Raw genomic sequence first — 12,390 nt, 5'->3', positions numbered from 1 at the left:
ATGTGGTTAACGTCGGCATCAGTACATCCTTGTACTGAAAAACCATATTAGGAGGTGGATTTGGGATGAGAAAGATATATGTGTTTGATACAACATTGAGAGATGGTGAACAATCTCCAGGAGTGAACTTAAATACCCAAGAGAAGGTGGAGATTGCCTTACAATTAGAACGGCTTGGAGTTGATCGTATTGAGGCAGGTTTCCCTGCAGCATCACCTGGTGATTTGAAAAGTGTTAGTGAAGTAGCTGAGGCAGTAAAAAATTCATCTATCATTGGACTTTCTCGCTCCCGCGAGCAAGATATTGAAGCAGCGAGGGAAGCATTAAAAAAAGCTGAGGATCCTTGTTTGCATTTATTTCTTGCAACCTCTCCTATACATCGCAAATATAAGTTACGTATGGAAAAACAACAAGTACTTGAATCAGCAGAAGCAGCTATTCGATATGCAAAAAAATATTTTAGTAAAATTGAATTTTCACCTGAAGATGCAGCTCGAACTGAATTGGATTTTTTATGTGAAGTGACAGAAATGGCAGTTCGTGCTGGTGCTACTGTTGTGAATATTCCAGATACCGTAGGTTTTATGACACCTGATGAATTTGGGAATATATTCAAAACTTTGAGAGAAAACGTTCTTGGAATTGAAAATATTCAATTAAGTGCACACTGCCATGATGATTTGGGGATGGCTACAGCAAATGCATTAGCAGCCATACGTAATGGAGCAGATCAAATTGAAGGAACTATTAACGGTATAGGAGAGCGTGCAGGAAATACTTCTATTGAAGAAGTGGCAATGGCATTAGAAACTAGGAAAGAATTTTATGAAGCAACTACCTCTTTAAAGTTAAATGAAATTTATCGTACAAGTCGTTTAGTGAGCAAATTGACAGGAATGGCTGTACCAGGTAACAAAGCGATCGTAGGTTCCAATGCTTTTGCCCATGAATCTGGCATTCATCAAGATGGTATGTTAAAAGAAAAAACAACCTACGAAATTATGTCTCCTGAAACAATTGGTTTAAAAGAAAGTAAATTAGTATTAGGTAAGCTTTCAGGTCGACATGCGTTTAGTGAAAAGCTAGTGGATATGGGGTATGACGATCTAAATGAAGAGCAGATTAAAGAAGCTTTTAAAAAGTTTAAAAACCTAGCGGATAAGAAGAAAAACGTAAGTGATGAAGATATTCGAGCGATGTTAGTAGAAAAGCTTGTTAGCACACCAGAGTTTTTTACGCTTGAACGAATTGATTTATCTTATGGAAATCAATCTATTCCAAAAGCTACGATTCGAATTAAGACTAAAGAAGATGCGATCGCTGAAGAAACGCAAGAAGGAAACGGTTCTGTAGATGCCATATATAATGCAATTGATAAAGCAACCCAAGAAGATGTTACTTTAGAGGATTACGCCATCAAATCGGTAACGCATGGTAAAGATGCATTAGGTGAAGTGCATGTTGTATTGAAACAAGGTGATATTGCAGTCACGGGACGTGGTGTTAGCACAGATATACTTGATGCAAGTGCACGTGCTTACATTGATGCAGTGAACCGAATTATTGACAAAAAAAATTCTGATCATGTCAATAAGAGAGGAAATATTACTTTAATTTAAATAATACCCACAAAAGTGAAGAGAATTCCAAGAAGGAGTATTCGAATACTTTTGTGGCTCTTAACTAGAAAATAGTTTATAAAAAAATAAATAACCTGCCACATCCTATGTTAGGCAGGATATTTTTTTGATAAGGAGAGATAACATGTCTGACATAAAAAAAATCGCAGTCATTGATGGAGATGGGATTGGTCCAGAAGTAGTGGCTGAAGCCAAGAAAGTCCTTAGAAAAACAGAAGAACTTTTTGGTTATCAATTTGAAATAGAACACGGGTTATTTGGTGGTATTGCTATTGATGAGAAAGGCACCCCTCTACCACAAGAAACATTGGAAATGTGTAAAAACTCTGATGCAGTCTTATTAGGTGCTGTTGGAGGTCCTAAATGGGACAATAATTCAAAAGAATTAAGACCTGAAACTGGGTTGTTAGGAATTAGAAAAGAATTAGGTTTATTTTCAAATATAAGACCTGCGGTTGTATTTGATTGTTTAAAGGAAGCTTCTACTTTAAAACCAGAAGTATTAGATGGTACGGATTTAATTGTAGTTCGTGAATTAACAGGAGGAATTTATTTCGGGGAAAAATTTAGACGTAATACTGAGTTTGGTGAAGAAGCAGTAGATACGTGTGCTTATAATGTTATGGAAGTTGAACGTATTGTAAGACAAGCTTTTGAGATTGCTAAAACTAGAAGAAAGAAGCTAGCTTCAGTTGATAAAGCAAATGTGTTGGAAAGTTCCCGTTTATGGAGAGAAACAGTGAACCGTCTTGCACCAGAGTATCCTGATGTTGAATTAGAGCATGTGTTAGTAGATAACTGTGCCATGCAATTATTACGCAGACCTTCCAGTTTTGATGTTATTGTAACAGAGAATATGTTTGGGGATATTTTAAGTGATGAAGCTGCAATGCTTACAGGATCTATAGGTATGTTATCTTCTGCTTCCTTAGGTGAAGGAAGTTTTGGATTATATGAACCTGTACATGGTTCTGCGCCAGATATTGCAGGACAAGGAAAAGCAAATCCTATTGCAACTATTCTTTCTGTTGCATTGATGTTTAAACTCTCATTTGGATATCAAAAAGCTGGAGATTTGATTGAAAAAGCAGTGAAGAATGTATTAGATTACGGACATCGTACAGGGGACATATCTACTGATCAAACAAATGTGTTAAGTACTTCTCAAATGGGTGACCAAATTATAGCTGCAATGAAAAAATAATTTTAAATGCCATAATCTCCTTCTTAAACCTATGAAAATAATGGAAAAACATTTTATAATTTTGTTATTTATAATAATTATTAAAAAAAAATCAATATAGTTATTGACTTTGGTTTTGTGGAGTGATAACATTTCTAATGTGAACACATCACTCAGTAAAAATGATGCTTATCCATTAAAACATTACATATAATTGTTTTTTTGGTAGCTTCATTTAACTTAAAATATTATATTTTTTAGGAGGGGCTTTTAAAATGGCAGAACGTTTAGTAGGGAAACCAGCACCAGATTTTACAATGGAAACAGCACTAGGTAATGGGGAAGATTTCAGCACAGTATCTCTTTCTGATTATAAAGGAAAATGGTTAGTTTTATTTTTCTATCCACTAGATTTTACATTTGTATGTCCAACAGAAATTACAGCTTTAAGTGAAGCAAGTGGTATTTTTGAAGATCTTGATACACAAATTTTAGGTGTAAGTACAGATAGTAAATTCTCTCACCGTGCATGGATCAATACGCCAGTAGATGAAAATGGATTAGGAAAATTAAATTTCCCACTAGCAGCGGACTTAACTAAATCTGTAGCTCGTGATTATGGTGTGTTAATTGAAGAAGAAGGTATTGCACTTCGTGGATTATTCATCATTGATCCTGATGGAGAGTTAAAATATCAAGTTGTAAACCACAACGATGTAGGTAGAAGTGTTGATGAAACGGTTCGTATATTACAAGCTCTTCAATCTGGTGGTTTATGTCCAGCAAACTGGAAACCAGGGGAAAAACAATTAACAGCTAACTAAGTATTATTAATAACCCCCTCTATCTGCATTTGTAGGTAAGAGGGGTTTCTTCTTTTTAAGTATAAATTAGCATAGTATAAGGTTAGTTATGATAAAATAATGAGAGGTGAAAGACAATGCCAATGCGTTTGCGTACAGAGTTACCTATTTTTCAAGGTGTGTCTGAATGGGTGAATGGAGAATTATCTAAAGATGAATTAACAGGGAAACCTGTTTTAATCCATTTCTGGGCAGTTAGCTGTCATTTGTGTAAGGAAAGCTTGTCACAAATAAATGAATGGCGAGAAAAATACGAGGCTCAATATAACTTAACAGTAATAGGGGTACATATGCCTCGATCTGAAAAGGATACGGATATTGATGTTGCCAAAGAAAACATTCAAAAATATGGATTAAAACATCCAGTTATGATAGACAATCAGCATGCCATTACAGATAGGTTCCAAAATGAACATGTTCCAGCTTATTATTTGTTTGATGAAAATCATCAACTTCGCCATTTTCAAGCAGGTGAAAAGGGACTGAAAATGGTTGAACAACGTATTAATAAAATTCTTTCCCCAAAAGAATAAAAAAAAGAGTGGAAAGACAATAATATAGAGATAACCAAAGCTAGAGAAGAAACGTGTTTTTTAAGTTTTTTCTCTAGTTTTTTCAAAAAAAAAGCCGACAACATCTTAGAAATAAATCTCTAGTCTAAAATAAGTTACATATAGAAATTACGGAGGGAAATATTTAAAGTGGAACATACTACTGAATTAACTTCTTTAATGATCGTTGTCACAATAGCTTTTCTGGTACCTATTCTGCTTCATCGGTTTCATTTAAAAATGATACCTGTCGTTGTTGCAGAAATTATTGCTGGTTTAATCATAGGTAAGAGTGGATTAAATTTGATTAGTGAGGACCAATGGCTAGAATTATTATCATTATTTGGTTTTATATACTTATTATTTTTAAGTGGATTGGAAATTGATTTTGCTTCCTTTAAGAAGAAAAAAGCGGTGGAAGATAATAAAGTAAATCCTCTATTATTATCTTTAATCATTCTAGTGGGTGTTTTCGTTGTGTCCTTTGGTTTATCCTATACGTTATTATGGATGAATTTGATTGAAGATCCATTGTTAATGACGTTAATCATTGCAACGATATCATTAGGTGTTGTAGTACCCGTCCTAAAAGAGAAGAAAATAACAGACACTCCACTTGGGCAAATTATTTTACTTGTTGCCGTATTATCAGATTTTGCTACGATGATTTTACTTGCTGTTTACATAAGTTATCAGTCAGAAAATGTAACCCAAATGTTATTGTTGTTAGTGTTTTTCGGACTAGTTGTATTTACTTATTTATTCTTAAAGAACTTTGTTAAGGGCAAGTTATTTGATGTGTTAAGAAAAAGCACAGCACAAATGGGAACAAGAGCTGTATTTGCTTTGATATTATTATTTGTTGTATTATCTGAAACATTTGAAATTGAAAACATACTAGGTGCATTTTTGGCTGGAGTAATCGTTTCTTTATTAGCACCAGATAAAAAGTTTGTTCATCAACTGGAGTCATTTGGTTATGGCTTTTTGATACCTATCTTTTTCGTCATGTTAGGAGTAAATCTAAATTTATGGGATCTATTTACTGATGCTAAAATTTTAATCCTTATGCCGTTGTTATTGGCAGCCATTTTCCTTTCAAAAATGATTCCTGTTTTGATTTTAAAAAGACACTTTCCATGGCGCGAAGTGTTAGGATCAGGGATTTTACTTTCTTCAACATTAAGTCTAGTTATTGCCGCTGCAGCTTTAGCATTACAAATTGGAGCGATTGATGAGACGATGCATGGGGCTCTTATTTTAGTAGCTGTTATCAGCTGTTTACTTGCACCTATACTTTTTAATCAAATCTTTCCACCGATCGTTAAAAAGCCAAAAATTATTTCCATTATAGGTGCCAATCATATCACTTTACCAATATCTCAAGATATGATAAAAGAAGGATATGAAGTAAATCTATATAGTACAGAATCGAAAAATGATGAGTCGAAGGAAGAAGCATACAGCCGGTTTCCCCTTGTTGAAATTCCACATTTAGATGCTAAATCATTAGAGCAACTGGATGCATTTAAAACGGATATCATCGTATTTGCTACGATGGATGATGATATCAATTTAGAACTAGCTAGATACGCTAAAACACTTGGTGTTAGTAACATTATTGTTAGGATTGAAAATCCTGATTTATTTAAAAATGTACAAACTGAAGAAGATTTATCTTTATTTTCTACTTTATACGCATCCAGAACATTATTAAAAGCATTGGTTGAACACCCAAGTGCGGTAAAATTAATTACTCATCATGATGGTTCTATTGGTGAAGTAACGATGAATAATCAAACCTATCATGATGAATATTTATACAATTTACCACTTCCAGGAAACATGTTGATCTTACGAATCTATCGTGGTGATTCATTTATTATTCCACACGGAAATACACAGATTGAATTAGGGGATCGCTTGCTAGTGAGTGGTGATGTAGAGAGTATACGGGAATTGAAATTTTCAGTAGAGTAAATCAAAAATTGGATAATTTAATGAACGAATAACCTCCTTAATTGGAGGTTTTTTTCTTCTCATCAGAATGTCCTTAACTGATAATACACCTTCTGTCTTTCCCTTTGTGGCTCGTCAATGGTAATTCATGAACAATATGAACAAAATAAGCAAAATAGATTTTTCTTTTAATATTCACAAAATATTCACTTTTAAAATGGTATCAATTAAACTCTTAACTGTAAGCGATTACAATAAAGAGGGGATGAATATTAATGAAAAATAGAAAAGTTTGGTTCATGTTATTATTCTCATTTATTCTTATTTTTGCAGCAGCTTGTGGAGGAGAATCAGGTGAACCGGAAACACCAGCAGAAACACCTAATACAGAGGAACCAACGACTGAAGAACCGAAAGCTGAAGGGTGGGAGCCAAGTGAACCGATTGAAGTGGTTGCACCAGGTGGAGCTGGTGGTGGCTGGGATACAACTGCCAGAACAGTAGCTCAGGTTTTGACTGAAGAAGAACTTGTTAGTGAAGGAATGCCTGTTGTCAACAAATCAGGTAGTGGTGGGGCGATCGGATGGTCTTATGTAGATGGTAAACAAGGGGACAATCATATGTTATTTGTTACTTCTTCACCTATCCTATTAGTACCTTTAAATGGAGGGTCAGAATTAGGACACAATGATTTTGAACCAATCGCTGGAGTAATTGCTGATTTTGGTGCCTTCGTTACGAATGTGGATTCGCCATATCAAAACATAAATGATGTGATGGAAGCCCTTAAATCAGATCCAAGTTCAATTACAATAGCTGGTGATTCTTCACCAGGTAGTATGGATCATATTCAATTTATTAAAGCAGCAAAAGCTGCAGGCGTAGATATTACATCCATCGATTACTTGCCTGCTGGAGATATCGGTGGTATGACACTAGTACTTGGTGGCGATGTTGATGTATATTCTACTGGCCTTGCTGAAGCTGCTGAGCAAGCTAAAGCAGGAAATGTTAGAGTATTGGCGATTACTTCACCAGAGCCTTTAGAAGGGGACGTAATCTCTGAATTTCAGACTTTAAGACAGCAAGGTATTGAGGATGAATTCATTAACTGGCGTGGATTTATGGCTCCTAAAGGTATGGATCCAGAAGCTGTGAAGTATTATGAAAGTGCAATTGAGTCTATGTATGAAACAGCTTTATGGCAAGAAAGAAGAGATAACTTTGGATGGAAAGACAACTTTATGTCCAGTGAAGAGTTTGGTAAGTTCTTAGATGAGCAATACACTGTATATGAAGCTCTTATGGAAGAGTTGGGATTATAGTAAAAACAAAAGATATTGTAGAAAGAAATCATGAAATGAAAACATTTGAGAAGGGTGGTAGCTCCATCCTTCTTATTCATAAAGTAGAGGATTTGACGATATCTCCTAGGGCCAGCGTTAGGGGAATTTTATAAATTTGAGTGGTAGGTGACTAAAATGTTAAACTCCATGAATCGTAAAGTATCCATCGTGATATTTTTATTCTCAATTATCTATTTAATTTATAGTTATCAAATAGAACCCTCACCCTTTGCTAAAATTGATGCTGATATTATGCCAAAGGGTTTAGGATATTTGTTATTGATATTATCTGTTTTTTTATTTATAGAAAATAAAGAGGAAACAGAACAAGAGAAAGCTAAAAGAAACATATCAAAACAGGAAATAGGTTTGTTATTACTCATCGTTTTATTTGTACTTTTATATATTACATTGCTTGAGTTCATTGGTTTTATCATTGTAACGATTTTATTTTTGACTGCTACTTCAAGAATGTTAGGTTACACAAGTTGGATAAGAATGTTCATTATTTTTGGTATATTTACCCTCGTTATTTATGTTTCCTTTAATGAATTACTTGGACTATCTTTACCATCAGGAATATTACCATTTTAAAATAAGGAGGGAAATCTAATGGAAGTTCTTGATAATATAATTAATGGATTTGCAGTTGCATTGAGTTTTAAAAATATGCTATTTGTTTTTATTGGAGTGTTGTCTGGAACGGTAATTGGAATGCTCCCAGGTTTGGGACCCATTTCTGCAATTGCGATCATGATTCCTTTAAGTTATGGGATGGAGCCTGCCTCAGCTTTAATATTAATGGCTGGTGTATATTACGGTGCTATTTTTGGAGGTTCAACCTCATCTATTTTATTAAATGCTCCAGGAGTTGCAGGAACAGTAGCTACTTCATTTGATGGATATCCTTTAGCGAGACAGGGGAAAGCAGGGAAAGCATTAGCTATTGCCGCAATTTCATCATTTGGTGGTGGTACGATTAGTGTTTTTGCTTTAATGTTGGTAGCACCGATGATGGCCAGTTTTGCTACTCAATTTGGATCAACTGAATATTTTGCATTAATGTTTTTAGGGTTGTCAGCCATTTCAAGTTTGTCGGAAGGGTCAACGATAAAAGCATTAATCTCTGCGGTTTTAGGTCTTATGATTGCATCAGTGGGTAGAGATTTATTAACAGGTACTGCACGATTTACATTTGGTTCAGTAAATTTATTGGATGGAATCGATTTTTTAGTCATTGCTTTAGGGTTGTTTGCATTAGCGGAAGTAACCAATTTAGTGTTAAGTAGGAATAAAAAAAATAATAGTAAGGAATCGGAAGTTGGAAGTTTAAGAGTTACAAAACAAGAGGCAAAAGAAATTTCTGGTCCAATAGCAAGACACTCAGTATTAGGATTCATCATTGGAGTTCTTCCAGGAGCAGGAGCAACCATTTCATCATTTTTGTCTTACATTACTGAAAAGCGAATATCTAAAAATCCAGAGACATTTGGAAAAGGAAATATAAAAGGTTTAGCTGCACCAGAAGCTTCGAATAATGCGGCTACAAGTGGTGCGTTTGTGCCATTGTTAACGTTAGGTATTCCAGGTTCAGGTACAACTGCAGTTTTACTAGGGGCTTTGCTTGTTGCTGGGGTTACACCAGGGCCATTGTTAATGCAGGAAGAACCCAATGTATTTTGGGGTGTCATCGCTAGCATGTACTTCGGAAATATCTTTTTGTTAATTTTAAACCTACCGTTAATTCCATTGATCGCAAAAATATTATATATCCCGAAAAAGTTGTTAATTTCTCTTGTCATCGTATTCTGTTTAATTGGAGTATATGGCATTAGTTTTAATACATTTGATTTATATTTATTGTTGGGTTTTGGAATATTAGGGTATGTGATGAGATTGTTATCCTTCCCAGCTGCACCGCTGATCCTAGCTTTTATTTTAGGAGGGATGATGGAAACTTCTTTTCGTCAGGCTCTAACCATTTCAAAAGGTGATTATTTGACCTTTGTACAAAGTCCAATCTCAGCTGTTTTAATTGCTTTATCTGTTTTATCACTTCTATTGCCACTGTTGAGAAGTAAAATGAAAAAAAGTCAGAAGTAAAACTGTTGGAAAGATAACATGAATTACTTACAAATTAACTAGAGTTTAAATTTAAATTTCAACGTTATCTAGTAAAATTGTCCCTACTTTAAGTATATAGTGCTAAAGTAGGGTTTTTTGCATTTAATGGAAAATATAGGGTTATATTGTTATAATTAAGTAAAGTTAATAATGTTTAGTTGTTTTATAAAGCATTTTGTGATGTTCAATTCTGTGTTGCGTTGAAGCAAATTAGTATGGACTGTTTTGTTGTTTTAACTACTTGTCTTCTATTAAAAAAGTAAGGAGTGGTTAGATATGAAAACAAACTTATCATTAGATATAGAACCTAGTAAAGTCATGAATGAACTCCAAATTTATTTTTCATTGTTAGATAATGAGAGTGCTCATTTAGAATCATTATTTGAAAATTTTCCATTCCAAACGATCTTGGACTACTACCACAAAGTGGGTAAACATTTTGTTCGTGAAGAGATTCTCAACAAATTATTACAAATTGAGGAAAAAGTGAATCATCGATTAGCAGGGGATAAATCTTTTTATTCATTTTTATTACAACAGTTTTTAGTCATGCTTCTAGATAAACATAAAGGGATTTATGATTACCATACTTATACCGGAACTAGAATTATTTCAGAATTAGTTATTCCAGATGACTTAGAATTTATTGAGTATTTGGAGGTTCAAATTTTACATCTAGCTGCGATTCTATCTGATATTATTCGTTTTGAATGCCATACATTGATTGGAGCTGATAAGAGGTTTCAAAGGAATTTATCTTCTAACCATCATTTGAAGCGAATTATCTTTCATGTTTTACGTGCCATGAAAGTGTATAGTCCATTTTCATATACTCTCCAGTTACCTAAAAATTTAGACGAAACATTAAAAATTTTGCAAACAGAATTGGATTCAAATGAAACATTGAGCAAGAAACTTGCTGATATGTTACTCAAAGTAAGTGAAGATATTTTAGAACAACTGCCGGAGTCATCATTAAAAGCATTAAATTTAGCCATTTTGCCAGTGTACACAATTCATGATGAGTATATGTTTATAAGATGCTTGCAAAGTTTAGAAACTATTTTCAGCATTGTAGTGAAAGGATTTCAAACTTGTCTCTCCCAAATTAAGATTCAAAAATTTAAAGAATCTATAACTATTATGGAAACACTTAAAGCTATACTTGACTGTGGTCCTGCATTGTTCAGAGTTGTGATGATGATGGAGAAAGACAACTTTGCTGCTTTTCGTATTTATACAGAAGGTGCAAGTGCAATACAGTCTAAACAGTATAAATTGATTGAGATACTAGCAGCAGAGCCATTGGAAGAGCGATTAAATTCGCCAGCCTTCAATTCTGTCCCCAGTATAAAAAAAGATTATTTAAAAGGAAACATTTCCAATTTTCAAACTTATATGCGAGATTATTTGACAGATGAGTCCGTTTGCAAGCAACCTATTTTTGAAGAATGGATTAAGTGTATGAAGCGGTTTGAAGAGACATTCATATCTTGGAACAATATGCATTTTAAGATGGCCGTCAAAATGATCGGTAATGAACAAGGAACAGGGTATACACTAGGACCTTCATATTTGGAGAAATATGCTTCAAGAAAATTATTTCCGTTTCTCCATGAAAATGAATTGACTTGAATCATGAGATAAATAAACATTTTTAGTATTATATTTTTATTTTTTTAATAGGAGGAATCTCAATTGCCAGTATTAAAACTTAAACCTATTCATCCCGACATGCTTTTTAATGGTTTTGTAGGTGCAAATGTTGCCTTTGCTTATCAGCAAATTGGATTATTTGATGTGATAAAAAAAGGAGAGAATGTAACGATAGAAGAAATTGCTGTTCGAACAGATAGTCATCTTTCAAAATTGCAAGGATTGTTAAAAGCAGGCGAAGCTCTAGGTTATTTTCATTTTAATAAAGATGGAACAATGAATGTAACAGAAATGGGAGAAGAATTACGCCAGATGTTAGGCTATTTTACTTGGAGTGTTGGTGGTTACGGAGAAATGTTCCGTGAATTGGGTAATCTTACTAAAAGTGCTCGGCCATGGGGACATTTACGTAATGAAGGCATGGTAGCCCTTGGGGCTGATATGAACAATCGATCTTTTATGGAAAAATTGTTGTTTGATGTGCTTGATCATCTTCATGTGAATTCCATTGCTGATTTTGGTTGTGGCAATGGGGGACGCCTAATCACTTGGGCAGAGCGTTACTCTCATATCAATGGAGTCGGGGTTGATATTAGTGCAGATGCTATTGGCATGGCTGAAGAACAAGTGAAAATGCATGGATTAGAAAATCGATTAAAAATGGTATGCGCCAATGTACTTGATACTTTTCGCACTGATAAGTTTCATTCTATTTTAGAAGAAGTAGAATTAGTTAGTAGCTTCATGATGTTGCATGATTTGTATAACATATCAGATTTGCGTGAAACACTATTTGATCGTTTACGAGAAGCATTCCCCAACGTAAAATACTTCCTGATTGCGGATACAGTACAAAAACCCTCATTAGAAGAGCTGGAACAGCTGCCAATTTTTAATGTAGGTTATGAGTTGCTCCACAATTACATGGGTGTATATATACCCAAAAAAGAAGAATATGATGAGTTGTTTGCAAGAGCGGGATTAGCTGTTGAAAAGTGTATAGAATTTGGAACACCTTATACGTACCTTTATTTACTCAAGGTGTGATTCTTACTTATGAGATTATTT

General features: G+C 34.3%; 10 protein-coding genes. All 10 read left to right on the top strand.

Going from position 1 to position 12,390, the window contains the following annotated elements; translation table 11 throughout:
- Positions 1-65: 65 nt before the first annotated feature.
- The 10 genes from ERL59_RS09365 (at position 66) to ERL59_RS09320 (ending at position 12,369) form a co-directional block, all read left to right on the top strand.
- Positions 66-1,619, top strand: a complete 1,554-nt coding sequence (locus ERL59_RS09365) for a 2-isopropylmalate synthase (protein ID WP_160645948.1) — start codon at positions 66-68, stop codon at positions 1,617-1,619.
- Positions 1,620-1,764: 145 nt separating this feature from the next.
- Positions 1,765-2,844, top strand: coding sequence for a 3-isopropylmalate dehydrogenase (gene leuB, locus ERL59_RS09360; protein ID WP_160645947.1), 1,080 nt, complete (start codon positions 1,765-1,767; stop codon positions 2,842-2,844).
- A 254-nt stretch (positions 2,845-3,098) separates the two neighbouring features.
- Positions 3,099-3,647: a peroxiredoxin gene (locus tag ERL59_RS09355; RefSeq protein WP_160645946.1), complete on the top strand. Its 549-nt coding sequence runs from the start codon at positions 3,099-3,101 to the stop codon at positions 3,645-3,647.
- 122 nt (positions 3,648-3,769) lie between these two features.
- Entirely contained in the window at positions 3,770-4,219 is a 450-nt protein-coding gene (locus ERL59_RS09350; protein ID WP_160645982.1) for a TlpA family protein disulfide reductase, read from the top strand.
- A gap of 168 nt (positions 4,220-4,387) precedes the next feature.
- Entirely contained in the window at positions 4,388-6,217 is a 1,830-nt protein-coding gene (locus tag ERL59_RS09345; RefSeq protein WP_160645945.1) for a cation:proton antiporter domain-containing protein, read from the top strand.
- Between the two features lie 254 nt (positions 6,218-6,471).
- Positions 6,472-7,521 (top strand): tripartite tricarboxylate transporter substrate binding protein, encoded by a 1,050-nt coding sequence (locus ERL59_RS09340; protein ID WP_160645944.1) that lies wholly within the window; start codon positions 6,472-6,474, stop codon positions 7,519-7,521.
- Between the two features lie 156 nt (positions 7,522-7,677).
- The gene (locus ERL59_RS09335; protein WP_160645943.1) at positions 7,678-8,136 is read left to right on the top strand and encodes a tripartite tricarboxylate transporter TctB family protein; all 459 of its coding nucleotides are present in this window, start codon (positions 7,678-7,680) and stop codon (positions 8,134-8,136) included.
- Between the two features lie 18 nt (positions 8,137-8,154).
- Positions 8,155-9,645: a tripartite tricarboxylate transporter permease gene (locus tag ERL59_RS09330; protein ID WP_160645942.1), complete on the top strand. Its 1,491-nt coding sequence runs from the start codon at positions 8,155-8,157 to the stop codon at positions 9,643-9,645.
- A 297-nt stretch (positions 9,646-9,942) separates the two neighbouring features.
- Positions 9,943-11,301 carry a tryptophan 2,3-dioxygenase gene (locus tag ERL59_RS09325; RefSeq protein WP_160645941.1) on the top strand — a complete coding sequence of 453 codons (1,359 nt, stop codon included), beginning with the start codon at positions 9,943-9,945 and terminating at the stop codon, positions 11,299-11,301.
- Positions 11,302-11,364: 63 nt separating this feature from the next.
- Positions 11,365-12,369: an SAM-dependent methyltransferase gene (locus ERL59_RS09320; protein ID WP_160645940.1), complete on the top strand. Its 1,005-nt coding sequence runs from the start codon at positions 11,365-11,367 to the stop codon at positions 12,367-12,369.
- Positions 12,370-12,390: the final 21 nt, after the last annotated feature.

This window comes from Chengkuizengella marina, from assembly GCF_009910845.1.
Taxonomy (GTDB): Bacteria; Bacillota; Bacilli; order Paenibacillales; family KCTC-33759; genus Chengkuizengella; species Chengkuizengella marina.
The sequence above is the reverse complement of the archived record's forward strand: the minus strand, read 5'-3'. Positions and strand labels throughout refer to the sequence as shown.